The sequence below is a fragment of the Saccharopolyspora sp. NPDC045941 genome, from assembly GCF_056431445.1.
This window is the reverse complement of record NZ_JBWKKU010000035.1, coordinates 21,285-35,104: the sequence shown is the minus strand read 5'-3', so window position 1 is coordinate 35,104 and position 13,820 is coordinate 21,285. Positions and strand designations below refer to the sequence as shown.

Sequence of the window (13,820 nt, the reverse complement as noted above, 5' to 3'; positions counted from 1 at the left end):
CGGCTGCCGTTCCAGCTGTTCAGGCGCCGTGCGTACTTTGTGTTGTTATGGCGGCACAAAGTGCACACGGGGTCAGCCGCTCGTCGGGACCCAGTTGCCGTGGAAGCCGTTGGGGACCCGGTCCGGGAGCTGGACCTCCGCCACCGTCTCCAGGGTTTCCGCGTCCAGCAGGAGCAGGTCGCTGCGCTCCTCCGCCGCCGAAAAGCGCAGGCCCATCAGGACTCCGTCGTCCTCCGCCGCGTCCGGGGTCCTCGGCTCGAAGACGAACTCGCCGACCTGGTTGCCCTCGCCGAAGCTGCGGGTTTCCGTCTTCCCGGTCGTCATGTCGTGCTTGAACAGGGTGTCGTCACCGACCGCGTAGCCGTAGCGGTGGCGCTTGCCGACCAGTCGCTCGTCCACGCGCGGGAACTCCTGCTGGCGGTCGTCGAGGCGCTCTTCCCGGACCCGCCCGGACTTGAAGTCCACCGTCCAGCGGTCCAGCGTCGGGGCTCCCTCGGACGGGCCGTGCAGGTCCGCGTCGAAGACCTTCGCGTGCCGCACGATCTCCAGCACGAGGCCGGTTCCGGTCTCGTAGGCGTTCAGCGGGTGGAAGACGTAGCACGGCTCGACGTCGAACCAGCGGACGTCGCGCGAACCGCCGGCACGCGGCATCACGCCGATCCGCGCCGGGTAGCGCGGATTCCAGCGGTACGGGAACGACTGGTTCGCCGGGGTGAAGCGCGCCATCCGCGCCATGATCGGGTCCGGTACCCGGACCCGGCCGATCAGCGCGGACACCACCAGCTGGGCCGGGCGGCGCAGCCACGCCGGAACGGCGCCCTCGACCGCCTGGCGGGCGTCGAAGCTCACCGGTAGGTCGTAGAACACCACGTGGTTCTCGGTCAGCGAGAAGTCGTGCATCATCGGGCTGCCGGACACGGCCACGTCGACCGTGCGACGGGCGCGCCCGTCCGCCCCGATCACCGAGTACTGCACCGTGTTGCCGCGGCCGAAGAAGTACGACACCGCGTGCAGTTCGCCGGTTTCCGGATCGCGCTTGGGGTGCGCGGTGTAGCCGCCCGGCAGCGTGCCGTCGAAGTCGCACGGGCCGACGGTGTCCAGCTCGTCGGTCAGCTCGTAGTTCGTCGCCCCGCCCTCGACCAGGGCGAGCGTGCGCCCGGCGTGGCCGACGATGTTGGTGTTCGCGCCGAGGACGTCGAGGCCGGCGCGGGGGTTGCGCGGGCGCGGCGGTTCGCCGAGCGCCTGGGCGGCGGCGGGGGAGCGGACCCAGCGGTTGCGGTACCACTCGGCCTTCCCGTCGCGGAGCCGGATTCCGTGCACCATCCCGTCGCCCATGAACCAGTTGTAGGTGTCCGGGTCGATCTCGGAGATCGGGTTGGGGCCGTTGCGGAGGTAGCGGCCGTCGAGGTGGTCGGGGATCTCGCCGATGACGGGCAGGTCGGTGCAGGTGAGCTCCTGCCGGATCGGTGCGTAGTTGCCCTGCGTGAACGGGTTGTCCATGGTGAACACGCTCCTGCGAGGTTGTGTAACGCCGTTATGGGACGATAACGGCGTTACCGAAGGGGAGCAACGGCCGATCGGGGCCGGATCGCGATGTGATGCCGCTCGCCCCGGTGTGAACTTGAGTCGTTCCAGAAGCTAACTTCAGCAGTCGTGTTCACGGATTGGCTCGAACTGGCGCTGCTCGTCGTCGTCGGCTTCCTGTCCGGCGCGATCAACGCCGTGGCCGGCGGCGGATCCCTGCTGGTCTTCCCGGCCCTGCTGGCGACCGGGATGTCGCCGCTGGTGGCCAACGTGACCAACTCGGTGGCGCAGGGGCCCGGATTCGTCGGCGCCGCGATCAGCCAGCGCAAGGACCTCACCGGCACGCCGCGGCGGGTGTGGCTGACCACGGTGGCCGCGGCCGTCGGGTCGGCGCTGGGCTGCGCGCTGCTGATGATCCTGCCGGGCAAGGTGTTCGACGCCGTGGTGCCCGCGCTGGTGGGGCTGTCCGCCGTGCTGATGGCGTTCCAGAACACCATCCGCAAGTGGCTGGGCACGCCCGGCGAGGACGCCCCGGACCGCACCGTGCTGCTGACGGTGGGAATCTTCCTGGCCTCGATCTACGGCGGCTACTTCGGCGGGGCGCGCAGCGTCATCCTGATCGCGATCCTGGTGCTGGCCGCCACCGACACCATGCGGCGGCTCAACGCGCTGAAGAGCTGGCTGGGGATGATCGGCAGCGCCGTGACGCTGGTCGTCTACGCGCTGATCGCGCCGGTGGACTGGATCGCGGTGCTGATGCTGGTGCCCACCACGGTGCTCGGCGGCTTCATCGGCGGGAAGCTGGCCCAGAAGCTGCCGTCGAACCTGCTGCGCTACCTGGTGGTGGTGATCGCCGCCGGAGTGGCGATCTACATGGCCCTCGACTGACGGGGCGAGCTCCCGGATTCCAGGCGAAACCGGAGCCCGCCGACCGGGCGGGCGTCTGGGCGGATCCGCCCAATTTCAGGCAAAATCGGAGCCCCGCCGACCGGGGCGAGGCCGTCTTCGCAGCGGGGCGGTCTGCCCGGTTCTGGGTCGAATCGGAGGGCACCGGCCGGGTCGGTGCCCAACGGATCAGACCCCGAGGTCCTTGCGGAGCCGGTCCACGTGGCCCGTCGCCTTCACGTTGTACAGCGCCTTGGCGATCTTGCCCTCCGGGTCCACCACGAAGGTCGACCGGATCACGCCCTGCACCGTCTTGCCGTAGTTCTGCTTCTCGCCGAACGCGCCCCACGCCGTCATCACGGACTTGTCCGCGTCCGCCAGCAGCGGGAAGGTCAGGCCCTCCTCGTCGCGGAACTTCGCCAGCTTCGCCGGCTGGTCCGGGGAGATCCCGAGGACGTCGAAGCCCGCGTCGTTGAGCACCGCCAGGCTGTCCCGGAAGTCGCAGGCTTCCTTGGTGCAGCCGGGCGTGCTCGCCGCCGGGTAGAAGTAGACCACCACGGACCGGCCGCGGTAGTCGCCCAGCGACACGGTGTTGCCGTCGGCGTCCTGCAGCGCGAATTCGGGTGCCTTGTCGCCGGTCGAGAGTCGATTCTGTTCGCTCATGCTCCCGACGCTATCCGATGCGCCCGACCGGCTCGTGGCCGGTGAAGCGACCGTCACTCGCTGACGAGCTCGCCGGTCGCCGGGGTCAGCTGCGAGACCTGGGTGATCTGCGGCCGGGCGGGCGTCTGATCCGCTGTCGCGATGAATCCGCCGACGAGCAGTCCGGCGACCGCAGAGGCGGTCAGGGCCAGCGCGCAGGTGGTGTACAGGCGGATGGACACCGCGATTTCCTTCCGGTGGCAGGGGATTCCGACGATGGAACGTCGACGTGATGCTGATCGACTTCGCCGCCCGGTTCGTTACCGATGTCCCCCGTACGGGTTATCGGGGGTTTCGAGTTGCAGGTCACGGGCACCCCGCGTAGACGGGTGGGTGGCCCGCCCCACCGACTGCCGGAGGATCACCATGCCCACCGTCGCCGACCAGTTCATCGAAGTGCTCGTGCAAGCCGGCGTCCGCCGGATCTACGGCATCGTCGGGGACAGCCTCAACCCGGTGGTCGACGCGGTCCGCCGCACCGACGGCATCGAGTGGGTGCACGTGCGCCACGAGGAGGCCGCGGCGTTCGCGGCCGGCGCCGAGGCGCAGCTGACCGGGCGGCTGGCGGTGTGCGCGGGCAGCTGCGGGCCGGGCAACCTGCACCTGATCAACGGCCTGTTCGACGCGCACCGCAGCGGGGCGCCGGTGCTGGCGCTCGCCTCGCACATCCCGTCCGAGCAGATCGGGACCGGGTTCTTCCAGGAAACCCATCCCGAGGAGCTGTTCAACGAGTGCAGCCACTTCTGCGAGCTGCTCTCGCAGCCCGAGCAGATGCCGCGCCTGCTGCGCACCGCGATCCAGACCGCGTCCGGCCGGCGCGGCGTCTCGGTGCTGGTGCTGCCGGGCGACGTCGCGCAGAAGTCGGTCGCCCGGCCCACCGGCCAGGGCATCGTCGAGTGCGAGCCGCCCGTCGTGGTGCCGTCGGAGGACCAGGTGGCCGCGTTCGCGGAGGAGCTGAACGCCGCGCAGCGGCCGATGTTGTTCTGCGGTTCGGGGACTCGCGGAGCGCACCGGGAGGTCATGGAGCTCGCCGGGCGGCTGAACGCGCCGGTCGGGCATGCGCTGCGGGGCAAGGAATGGATCCAGTACGACAACCCCTTCGACGTCGGGATGAGCGGGCTGCTCGGCTACGGCGCCTGCTACGACGCGATGCACCGCGCGGACCTGGTCGTGCTGCTGGGCACCGACTTCCCGTACGACAACTTCCTGCCGCAGGCCAACACCGTGCAGGTGGACATCGAACCCGCGCACCTGGGGCGGCGCACGGTCCTGAACCTGGCCGTGCACGGCGACGTCGGGGAGACCATCCGCGCAGTGCTGCCGCGCCTTTCGCAGAAGGCGGACCGGTCCTTCCTGGACCGGATGCTGCGCGAGCACGCAGGCCAGCTGGAGCGCGTCGTCGACGCCTACACGCGGAACGTCGAGACGCAGGTGCCTATCCACCCGGAGTACGTCGCCGACGTCCTCGACGACCTCGCCGCCGACGACGCCGTGTTCACAGTGGACACCGGGATGTGCAACGTGTGGGCGGCCCGCTACATCACGCCGAACGGCCGGCGCCGGGTGCTCGGCTCCTTCGTGCACGGTTCGATGGCCAACGCGCTGCCGCAGGCCATCGGGGCGCAGATCGCCGACCCGGGGCGCCAGGTGATCTCGATGTCCGGCGACGGCGGGCTTTCCATGCTGCTCGGCGACCTGCTGACGCTGCGCACCCACCGGTTGCCGGTGAAGGTCGTGGTCTTCAACAACTCCTCGCTGGGCATGGTGAAGCTGGAGATGCTGGTCGACGGGCTGCCCGACTTCGGCACCGACCACGACCACGTCGACTTCGCCGCGCTGGCCGCGGCCGCCGGGATGCACTCGGTGCGGGTGGAGAAGCCCGGCGAGGTGCGCGACGCGCTGGCCGACGCGCTGGGCCGACCGGGTCCGGCGCTGGTGGACGTGGTGACCGATCCCAACGCGCTGTCGATCCCGCCGCGCATCACCGGCGACCAGGTGAAGGGGTTCGCGCTCGCGGTCAGCCGCACGGTCCTCTCCGGCGGAGTGGGCAAGATGGTGCAGCTCGCGCGCAGCAACCTGCGCAACGTGCCGCGGCCGTAAGCCCCATCGCTGTGCGGCCGAGCGGCGCCCCGTCCTGCGAGCCAGGGCGGGGCGCCGCTGTGTTCGCGCCGCGCTGATTCGCTTGCCCGCCACGGCAAACACAAATCCGGCAAGCCGCAAATCGGGTGACGCCCATTCGGCGCAATCTCTGGAATATGCCGGTACCCCTTCTGTCGTAAGGGTGACGGGGTGGTGACGCAATGTGGGGTTGCGTGGAGTATGGGATCATGACAGTCAGTCCCACGGTGCGGCGTCGCCGCCTCGCCGCCGAATTGCGGCGGCTGCGGGCGCAGGCCGAGGTCACCCAGCAGCAGGCCGCCACCCACCTCGGGTGCACGCAGGCGAAGATCGGGCGCTTCGAAACCGCGAAGCGGTCGCCTTCGGTCGGCGATGTCTCGGCATTGCTGGACTTCTACGGGGTGGACGGGGCCGAGCGGGACCAGCTGATCAACCTGGCGCGAGATGCCAGGAAGCGCGGATGGTGGCATTCGTACAGCGATGTCCTGCCGGAGTGGTACGAGACATATGTGGGGCTCGAAGCCGAAGCTTCGTCAATTGACACGTACGAGTCCGAGGCCATTCCCGGACTGCTCCAAACGCGTGAATACGCCTATGCGCTGACCAAGGCCACGCTCATTCGAGCGGATGATTCGGAAATTACTCGAAGAGTAGATCTCCGAATACAGCGCCAGCAGCGGGTCGTCGGGGCGAACCCGCTGGAGCTGTGGGCGGTCGTCGGGGAAGCGGCGTTGCGCCGCCGCGTCGGTGGCGACGGCGTGTTGCGCCGCCAGCTGGAACACGTGCTCAAGCTGGTGGAAATGCCGCACGTGACGCTGCAGGTGATGCCGTTGGACGCCGGTGCCCATCCCGCCCAGGCCGGTCCGTTCGTCATCCTGCGCTACTCGAATAACGTCGACCCGGACGTGGTTTATCTGGAAACACATGTGGGCGGGCTTTACCTCGAAAGGGAGATCGAGCTATCGAATTACGTGATGATGATGGACCATTTACGCGCGCATGCGGTAGACCCTGAGGGTTCCGTGAAACTCCTCCAACAACGTATAGGAGAGCTGTAGATGTCAAGCATCACCGACTGGCGCACCAGCACCCGCACCCAGGGGCAGGGCCAGTGCGTCGAAGTCGGCTTCGGTTCCGACTACGTCGGAGTTCGCGACACCAAGAATCGCGCCGCCGGCCAGATCACCGTTGCGGTGCAGCGCTGGCACGAGTTCGTGCGCGGCCTGAAGCACGGTTGCTTCGACTCCTGACCAGCAGTGGCTCCGCTCCCGGGGAAGAGCGGAGCCACCATCACCGAACAGGATCCCGGCAGGTCAGCCCCGTTGCAGGAACGGCGCGAGCAGCCCCGGGACCGCCTCTTCCGCCAGCCGCAGCCCCGTCTCGGTGCTCACGTCCGGCACCTCGTAGACGCTGTTCCCGGCCGCTGTCGTCGCACCGATGGTCAACAGGTCCGAGCGCCGCTGGAACACGGTCCTCCTGATGCGCCAGCCGATGATCCCCTCGCGCTGCAGCGCGACGGTGCGGCGAATCCCGGTGCCGGAGCGGGCGATCAGGTAGCGATCGGTGATCGCGTGACCGAGGTTGCGGTAGGCGTCCAGCGCGAAACCGATCGCCACCGCGACCGCGACCACCCCCACGGCCACGGTCGCGGCGACCGGCAACCAGCCGATCACCGCCGTCGCCACGGCCGCCGCGATGAACGGGACGGCCGAAACGAGCGCCCAGGTGATGCGCCGCCGCAGCGCGGCGCGCGGGTGCCGGTGCAGTTCGCCGCCGAAGGGCGATTCCCGTTCCCGCAGGACCTCGGCCGCCACCCGGTGCGTCTCCGCGCGGGGAGCCGGCGGCAGCAGCGTCTTGTTGTCCGGCTGGTGTTCTTCCTGCTTCTGGTTCAGCCCGGTGGCCACGGCGTGCAGCCGCGCACCGCGGGCCCAGCGCAGCAGCAGCGGCTCCGCCAGCTCGACGCCGCGCAGGCGGCGTTCCTCCAGCGAGACCGACCGCGTGGTGAGCAGCCCGCGCTTCACCCGCAGCGTGTCGCCCCGTTCCCGGGTCAGCCGGAAGCCCCACCACATCTCCACGGACAGCGCGATGGCGCCGAGCACGCCGACGACCAGGGCGATGGCGGCCCCGACCCCGATGACCAGCCACAGCGACGTCGCCTGCACGGCCTGCCCGAGGCTGTCGAAGACGCCGAACGACTTCAGCAGGTCCTTGAACGACCCGATGCCCGAGGCGATCGCGCCCCAGACGATCAGCATGAACGACAGGGTCAGCGCGGAGAAGCGGAACCACGTCGGGTTGAGGCGGGCGAGCGTGGCCTCGCCGACCTCGGTGCTCACCGCGGTGCCGCCGGCTCCGGCGCTCGCCGCGATGTCCGGCACGGTGACCGGCTCGCGGTAGGCCACGGTGTCCGAAGTGGACGGACCGCCGAAGAGCAGTTCCTGGCGCAGGGATTCGGCGTGGTGGCGCGAGATCGCGTCGAGCTTGAGCTCGCTGGCGTCGCTGGCCTGGCCGCCGGTGCCGACCTTCACCGTGGTGATGCCGAACAGCCGGTGGCCCGGGTCCGCCGTGAGGTCGACGCTGCGGATCCGCTCGCGCGGGATCCAGCGGTGGTTGCGGGTCAGGACGCCGTGGCGCAGCTCGAAGCGCTCGTCGGTGATCCGGTACCAGGTGAGCCACCAGTCCGCCGCGCTGAACCCGGCGATCAGCACCGCGGCGCCGATCCAGATCAGCGCGGTGACCAGCAGGGTCGCGGGCTCGGCGTCCGACAGGAACATGACCCCCGCGGTAGGCACCAGCGGCGCCAGCACCAGGACCGCGGCGGCCGCGATGGTCTTCGGGTCCAGGCGCCGCCACTGCCCGTCGATGACGCTGCTCATGTGGCATCTCCCGGGGCGGCCTGCGTGGTGGCCGTCAGGTGCTCGACGAGCGAAGAGGCGACGTCCCGGTCGAGGCCGGCGATCGTCAGCGGGCCGGCGGCGGACGCCGTGGTGACGGTGACGCTGGACAGCTTGAACAGCTGCTGCAGCGGGCCCCGCACGGTGTCCACCGTCTGGATCCGGGACATCGGCGCGATGCGCCATTCCTGGCTCAGCCAGCCCTCGGCCGTGTAGACGGCGTCCTCGGTGGTTTCCCAGCGGTGCACGCGGTACCGCCATTGCGGCATCACCAGCACGTAGGGCACGCCGAGCACGGCGACCACGACGAGCGAGAGCAGCAGCCAGAACCGCGCGGGCGGGATGAACACCGCCGTGACCGCCAGCGCGATCAGCAGCGGGGCGACGAGAACCAGGGCCTGCGTCGTCCACCAGCCGATGGCGCGGCGTTCGACCCGGTTGCGCGGTGGCCGGAGCCGGAGCCCGGCGGGATTCGGGTTGCTTCGGGCGGCCACTGTCGGCCCCTCTCTGTTTCGCTTTGCTGGGGCCATTCTCGCAGCGTGCATCCCCGCGGTCGGACGGTTCCCGGTTTCCCGGCGCGCCGGGGCCGGTCCGGGAAACCGGTTCGGTGTCGGCCCGTTCACAGCGACTTGAGCTGCGGCCAGATCTCCGCCCAAGTGCCGAGCTTGCCGGTGCAGAGCCAGATCGGGATTTCGCCGTAGCCCACCTGGCGAACGTCGGAGAACTGCGTCCGCAGCGCGGTCGGGTCGCCGACGACGAGCACGGAGTCGATCTGCTCTGTCGGCGGCGGGAAGTAGCCGTAGCCGCGGTGCGGGCTGTAGACATTCGGCAGTTCGTGTTGCGCGCTACCGACTTCGACCATCGCGGCGGTGATGTAGCTGTCGGCGACGATCGCGGTGTGCTGCTGCTGTTCCGGCGGTAGCGCGGCATACGCGGCCGCCGACTCGCGGGCCAGCGAATCCGCGGTCGACATTCCGAACATCATGGTCATGGTCGTGGACGCGAACATCATGTAGCCCGCAGCCGCGGCCGACAGCGCGAAGGCCGGCCAAGCTGTCCAGCCGAACCGGGTCCGCCGGGATTCCCGGCGCCGCTGGAACCCGACGACTCCGGCGGCGATCGACACGCCGTAAAGCCCGATCAGGTAGTACGGCCGCCCGGCGGTTGCGATGAAGAACGCGTACAGCAGCACGGTCGTGGTGCCGAGGAAGCGGTACGACCGCAGCTCGGGTGAGAGCAGCAGCCGCCACAGTCCGAACAGGAACAGCGTGGTACCGGCGACACCGGCGAAGAGCACGAGGTTCATGGCGGTGCCGCTGCGGCCACCGGAGAGCATCGGCGACTCGGCCGCGACGATCGCGCCCATCTCGAGCTGCGGCCAGCCGTTGAACGCCTGCCAGAGCACCGTCGGCAGGGCGATCAGCACCGCGATGCCGACTCCGCCCCAGAACATGGGGCGGCGCAGGACGTCCCGCGGGCCGACCAGGAGCACGCTGACCAGCAGCGCCGCGCACAGGATCGCGACCTGGAACTTCATCTGCATGTTGATGCCGAGCAGCACGCCGAACAGCAGCAGCAGTCGATCATCTGGACGACCCAGGTCGCGCAGCCGGCCCCAGCGCACCAAGGACCACGTGAGCGCGAGCCACAACAGCGGTTCGAAGGTGTAGGGCGTGACCCAGTGCCCGACCAGCGCGGTCCACAGCCCGGTGGCCCCGGCCGCGCCGGCCAGCGCCTGGGCCCGCCGGTCGCCGCCGAACTCGCGGGCGAGCAGCGCGGTCAGCACGACGATCGCGGCAGTCGCGAGCACCGCGGGCAGCCGCAGCACCGGCATCATCCCCGGGGCGAGCCAGTCCATCGCCGCCGCGATCAGCGGCGCCAGCGGAGGCTGGTCGACGTAGCCCCAGTCCGGGTGGTACTTCCCGGCCGCGAGCATGTAGACCTCGTCGATCCAGTAACCGCCGAACGGGCTGAAGGCCAGGTGAGCGGCCGCGACGAGGCCGGCGATGGTGAACACCGGACCCTTCGCCAGCGGTGGCAGCTCGGCGCGGGTCGGCGGTGGTTGTTGCGGGCTGAGCAGCTGGGCGCTCATCGGTTCCCCCAGGTCTCGACTGGACTGTGCGTCCATTGGAACCGGGTTGATCATCTTGCCGACACCGCGCTTCGTAGCGGTTCGGGCGACCGAAAGTTGCGGCTCCGGGAGGCCGGTGCAACTTTCGTCTATCCCCGGCCGTCGCGAGTGGGTTCTTCGCCGATTCCGAACCCCCGGTTGACTACCGTGTTCCACGTGAAGCGCCCGTTGTGGCGGCTGTTGTGGAACTCCAAGCGGGAGGCCGCGTTCGACGTGTGCCTCGTGATCGGGTTGCACCTGCTCGGCCGCGTTCTCGAAGTCCTCTACCCGCCGGAGACGCCGCCCGAGGTGTACGACTGGATCGGCGGGCTGTGGGCGAACGACCTGCTGATGACCCTGCTGGACATCACGTTGCTGGCCCGGCGGCGCTTCCCGGTGGCCATCATGGCCGTGACCACGGTGCTTTCGATCGCGCAGGTGCTGCTGATCGAGTTCGGCCCCGGCCCGCTGCTGGCGATCAACCAGCACGACGACCCGTGGGTCCCGGGCCTGACACCGTGGATCGTCTACGCCGTCGCGGCTTACACGGAGGGCCGCACCAGGCGGTTCCTCGCCTGGGACATGGTCGCCATCGTCACCGTGATCGCGATCCGGCCGTGGGATCCGAACTTCCGGGACCTCTTGGTCGTCTCGGTGTTGTGGACGATCTTCCCGGCCGTCCTGGGGCTCTACATCGGCGCGCGTCGCCGGCTGGTGCAGGCGTTGCGGGAACGCGTCGAGCGGGCCGAGTACGAGCAGGAACTGCTCGCCGAGCAGGCCCGGGCGGACGAGCGGACGCGGCTGGCCACCGAGATGCACGACGTGGTCACGCACCGGGTCAGCCTCATGGTGCTGCAGGCCGGTGCGCTGGGGGTGGCGGCCGAGGACCCGGAGATCAGGCAGGCCGCCGAGGAGCTGCGCACCAGCGGCTGCGAAGCACTGGAGGAGTTGCGGGATCTCGTCGGCGTGCTGCGGCGCGGCTCCGTCGAAGACGAGGGCCTCCCCGCCTCGGCCCCGCCGACCGAGGTGCCGGACCTGTCGGAGCTGATCGGGCGGTCCGAGGCGGTCGGGGTGCCCGTCGAGTTCACTGTGGACGGTGATCCGGCGATGGTCTCGTCGGCGGTCGGGCGGACCGCCTACCGCGTGGTGCAGGAGGCGCTGACGAACGTCCACAAGCACGCGTTCGGCTCGCGGGTGAGCGTGCACGTGATCTACAGCGACGACCGGCTGCGGCTGGTCATCCGCAACACCGAGCCGCCGGGCCGCGCCGCGGCGGATCTGGCGGGCAGCGGCTCGGGATCCGGCCTGCTCGGGTTGCAGCAGCGGGTGGAGCTGGTCGGCGGGACGTTCCACGCCCGGGCCGGCGGCGACGGTGGCTTCGAGGTGGATGTGATACTCCCTGCGTACGTGCCCACGGGGGAGGCGGTCGGCGATGAGTGATCCCATCCGGGTCGTCGTGGTGGACGACGAACCGATGGTCTGCGCGCACCTGCGCACCATCCTCGGTTCGGCCGAGGACATCGAGGTCGTCGACGACGCGCAGGACGGCGCGGCGGCCGTCGAGTGCGTGGTGCGGCACCGGCCGCACGTGGTGCTGATGGACCTGCGGATGCCGGGCGTGGACGGGCTGACCGGGATCGAGCGGATCTGCAAGCTGCCCGATCCGCCCGCCGTGGTGGCGCTGACGACCTTCGACGCCGACAAGTACGTGCTGCGCGCGCTGCGGGCCGGGGCGGCCGGGTTCCTGGTCAAGTCGACGCCGCCGGAGGACTTGATCGGGCTGGTCCGGGTCGCCGCCGACGGGCACACCGTGCTCTCCCAGGAGGCGAAGAAGCGGCTGCTCGCGGCGTCGGGGGAGGAGCAGAGCAGCCGGCAGCGGGCGGTGGAGCTGGTGCGCGATCTGACCGACCGCGAGATCGAGGTGCTCACCTGCCTGGGGCAGGGGCTGTCCAACGCGCAGATCGCGGAGCGGCTGTTCCTGTCGGAGGCGACGGTGAAGAGCTACGTGTCGCGGATGCTGGTGAAGCTGTCCTGCGCGAACCGGCTCCAGGCCGGGCTGCTCGCCTACGACGCGGGCCTGGTGCCGAGGTAGAGATCGTTTCCAGACTCGGTCAGCGGTAGGCCGTCCTCGCAGCGTGCAGGGGCGTTACGCCGACAGGTTTAACGATCAACCGATCGGGCTCCCCCGATTGGCTCTGGAATATTCCATCGGAAAAAAGGTAAACCAGACGTGGCACGTTCCGGTCGAGGCGGTCGGGGCCTCGGAGCGAGCCAGCCGTCGGTTCGGGGATCGATGGCGACACCGGTCGGAGGGGTCCGGCCGAGGTTGGGGTGTCCCCGGTGCAAATCGGGGTGCACCGGGGACATTTCCATGCGCGCCCGGTCGATTCGTGCTCCCGGCGCCGGAAAGCCGAGTCTTGCGAGGAATTCGCGAACCGTTCGCCTGCCTGCCGGTGGGCGTGCGCGCTCGCCCGTCGGCGGCGCGTGCCGAATCCGCCCCGATGGCAACGAAAAGTAGCCAAGCCGGTTGACGCGCGCCGCCCCTTGATGTAGATCGGTTGGTTTCCGATTGTGGAAAGTGGTTGCGCGGACTGGTTAAAACGGCAAATTCGGAGGCTTTCCCGGTACGGGGGGCGCGGATATCGTTTCGGTCAAGTTCGTCGCTGTGCGTAACGGTTTCGGCGGAAGGCAGGCCGCCGGGGCGAAATCGCCAGCGACCATCGGGACAAGGAGTGCAACCATGGTCGATGCCCCACGTCGCCTGGCCCGGCTCGCCGGAGTCGCCGCGATCGCCGTCGCCGGTCTGACGACGGCTTCCGTCGCGCAAGCCCAGCCGTCGGACGTCAGCCCGTTCATCGTCGGCGGCGAAGACGCCAACATCGCCGACCACCCGTTCACCGTCGCGCTGGTGACCCCGGACGGCCAGCAGTTCTGCGGCGGCTCGCTGGTCGCCCCGGACAAGGTCCTCACCGCCGCGCACTGCACCGTCGGCTCGCAGCCGACGGACATCAACGTGGTCAGCGGCCGCACCGTGATCAGCTCGGACGAGGGCACCGTCTCGAAGGTGACCAACGTCTGGGTGCACCCCGAGTACCAGGACGCCTCGCAGGGCTTCGACGTCTCGGTCCTCACCCTCGAAGCCCCGGTGCAGGAGGCGCCGATCGAGCTGGCCACGGCCGACGACCCGGGCTACGCGCCGGACAGCCAGGCGACGATCCTGGGCTGGGGCAACACCACCGAGGGCGGCCAGCAGGCCGACAACCTGCAGAAGGCCACCGTGCCGGTGGTCTCGGACGAGACCTGCAGCGGCGCGTACGGCGAGTACAACAAGGACGCCATGGTGTGCGCCGGCGTGCCGGAAGGCGGCGTGGACACCTGCCAGGGCGACTCGGGCGGCCCGATGGTCGTGGACAACAAGCTGATCGGCGTCACGTCGTGGGGCGAGGGCTGCGCCCGCCCGGGCAAGCCGGGCGTGTACGCCCGCGTCGGTGCCTACCACGACGACATCGCGGCGCAGATCGGTTCCTGACCCCGATCCCGTGAGCGGTGACGGCAGCCCCGGAGGCCCGTCACCCCTCACGACCAGC

The 13,820-nt window shown here is 69.9% G+C and carries 13 protein-coding genes; 7 read left to right on the top strand and 6 right to left on the bottom strand.

Annotation, left to right across the window (positions count from 1 at the left end; all coding sequences use genetic code 11):
- Nucleotides 1-72: 72 nt before the first annotated feature.
- On the bottom strand, nt 73-1,500 hold the full coding sequence (locus AC07FN_RS26280; RefSeq protein WP_478398037.1) for a carotenoid oxygenase family protein: 1,428 nt from the start codon (nt 1,498-1,500) through the stop codon (nt 73-75).
- A 153-nt stretch (nt 1,501-1,653) separates the two neighbouring features.
- On the opposite strand from AC07FN_RS26280, the gene AC07FN_RS26275 reads away from it, so the two are divergent.
- The gene (locus AC07FN_RS26275; RefSeq protein WP_452619247.1) at nt 1,654-2,412 is read left to right on the top strand and encodes a sulfite exporter TauE/SafE family protein; all 759 of its coding nucleotides are present in this window, start codon (nt 1,654-1,656) and stop codon (nt 2,410-2,412) included.
- Nucleotides 2,413-2,598: 186 nt separating this feature from the next.
- Here AC07FN_RS26275 and bcp read toward each other — a convergent pair whose 3' ends face one another.
- Nucleotides 2,599-3,072, bottom strand: coding sequence for a thioredoxin-dependent thiol peroxidase (gene bcp, locus AC07FN_RS26270; protein WP_132482522.1), 474 nt, complete (start codon nt 3,070-3,072; stop codon nt 2,599-2,601).
- Between the two features lie 53 nt (nt 3,073-3,125).
- Nucleotides 3,126-3,293, bottom strand: coding sequence for a hypothetical protein (locus AC07FN_RS26265; RefSeq protein WP_478398036.1), 168 nt, complete (start codon nt 3,291-3,293; stop codon nt 3,126-3,128).
- A 184-nt stretch (nt 3,294-3,477) separates the two neighbouring features.
- Here AC07FN_RS26265 and AC07FN_RS26260 point away from each other — a divergent pair, with 184 nt between their 5' ends.
- The 3 genes from AC07FN_RS26260 to AC07FN_RS26250 all read left to right on the top strand — a co-directional run bounded on the left by AC07FN_RS26260 (nt 3,478) and on the right by AC07FN_RS26250 (nt 6,479).
- Complete coding sequence (locus AC07FN_RS26260; RefSeq protein ID WP_478398035.1) at nt 3,478-5,211, top strand: pyruvate dehydrogenase; 1,734 nt, start codon at nt 3,478-3,480, stop codon at nt 5,209-5,211.
- 227 nt (nt 5,212-5,438) lie between these two features.
- Nucleotides 5,439-6,287, top strand: coding sequence for a helix-turn-helix domain-containing protein (locus AC07FN_RS26255; protein WP_358576396.1), 849 nt, complete (start codon nt 5,439-5,441; stop codon nt 6,285-6,287).
- On the top strand, nt 6,288-6,479 hold the full coding sequence (locus AC07FN_RS26250) for a DUF397 domain-containing protein (protein WP_452619251.1): 192 nt from the start codon (nt 6,288-6,290) through the stop codon (nt 6,477-6,479).
- Nucleotides 6,480-6,542: 63 nt separating this feature from the next.
- On the opposite strand, the gene AC07FN_RS26245 is transcribed toward AC07FN_RS26250, so the two are convergent.
- From AC07FN_RS26245 to AC07FN_RS26235, 3 genes are all read right to left on the bottom strand, one after another.
- Nucleotides 6,543-8,105: a PH domain-containing protein gene (locus AC07FN_RS26245; RefSeq protein ID WP_478398034.1), complete on the bottom strand. Its 1,563-nt coding sequence runs from the start codon at nt 8,103-8,105 to the stop codon at nt 6,543-6,545.
- Entirely contained in the window at nt 8,102-8,617 is a 516-nt protein-coding gene (locus AC07FN_RS26240) for a PH domain-containing protein (protein ID WP_478398033.1), read from the bottom strand. The genes AC07FN_RS26245 and AC07FN_RS26240 overlap by 4 nt, the downstream gene beginning before the upstream one ends.
- Nucleotides 8,618-8,742: 125 nt before the next feature.
- Nucleotides 8,743-10,215 (bottom strand): glycosyltransferase family 39 protein, encoded by a 1,473-nt coding sequence (locus AC07FN_RS26235; protein ID WP_478398032.1) that lies wholly within the window; start codon nt 10,213-10,215, stop codon nt 8,743-8,745.
- A gap of 195 nt (nt 10,216-10,410) precedes the next feature.
- Between AC07FN_RS26235 and AC07FN_RS26230 the strand changes: the two genes are divergently transcribed.
- The 3 genes from AC07FN_RS26230 to AC07FN_RS26220 all read left to right on the top strand — a co-directional run bounded on the left by AC07FN_RS26230 (nt 10,411) and on the right by AC07FN_RS26220 (nt 13,762).
- Entirely contained in the window at nt 10,411-11,673 is a 1,263-nt protein-coding gene (locus AC07FN_RS26230) for a sensor histidine kinase (RefSeq protein WP_478398031.1), read from the top strand.
- Complete coding sequence (locus AC07FN_RS26225) at nt 11,666-12,325, top strand: response regulator (protein ID WP_132482538.1); 660 nt, start codon at nt 11,666-11,668, stop codon at nt 12,323-12,325. The genes AC07FN_RS26230 and AC07FN_RS26225 overlap by 8 nt, the downstream gene beginning before the upstream one ends.
- Nucleotides 12,326-12,973: 648 nt before the next feature.
- Complete coding sequence (locus AC07FN_RS26220; RefSeq protein ID WP_478398030.1) at nt 12,974-13,762, top strand: S1 family peptidase; 789 nt, start codon at nt 12,974-12,976, stop codon at nt 13,760-13,762.
- Nucleotides 13,763-13,820 lie beyond the last annotated feature (58 nt).

Excerpts from the sequence above, each read along its gene's own strand:
- AC07FN_RS26250 (WP_452619251.1), top strand. The coding sequence starts at position 6,288 with ATGTCAAGCATCACCGACTGGCGCACCAGCACCCGCACCCAGGGGCAG.
- AC07FN_RS26235 (WP_478398032.1), bottom strand. The coding sequence starts at position 10,215 with ATGAGCGCCCAGCTGCTCAGCCCGCAACAACCACCGCCGACCCGCGCC.
- AC07FN_RS26225 (WP_132482538.1), top strand. The coding sequence starts at position 11,666 with ATGAGTGATCCCATCCGGGTCGTCGTGGTGGACGACGAACCGATGGTC.
- AC07FN_RS26260 (WP_478398035.1), top strand. The coding sequence starts at position 3,478 with ATGCCCACCGTCGCCGACCAGTTCATCGAAGTGCTCGTGCAAGCCGGC.
- AC07FN_RS26280 (WP_478398037.1), bottom strand. The coding sequence starts at position 1,500 with ATGGACAACCCGTTCACGCAGGGCAACTACGCACCGATCCGGCAGGAG.
- AC07FN_RS26255 (WP_358576396.1), top strand. The coding sequence starts at position 5,439 with ATGACAGTCAGTCCCACGGTGCGGCGTCGCCGCCTCGCCGCCGAATTG.
- bcp (WP_132482522.1), bottom strand. The coding sequence starts at position 3,072 with ATGAGCGAACAGAATCGACTCTCGACCGGCGACAAGGCACCCGAATTC.
- AC07FN_RS26220 (WP_478398030.1), top strand. The coding sequence starts at position 12,974 with ATGGTCGATGCCCCACGTCGCCTGGCCCGGCTCGCCGGAGTCGCCGCG.
- AC07FN_RS26245 (WP_478398034.1), bottom strand. The coding sequence starts at position 8,105 with ATGAGCAGCGTCATCGACGGGCAGTGGCGGCGCCTGGACCCGAAGACC.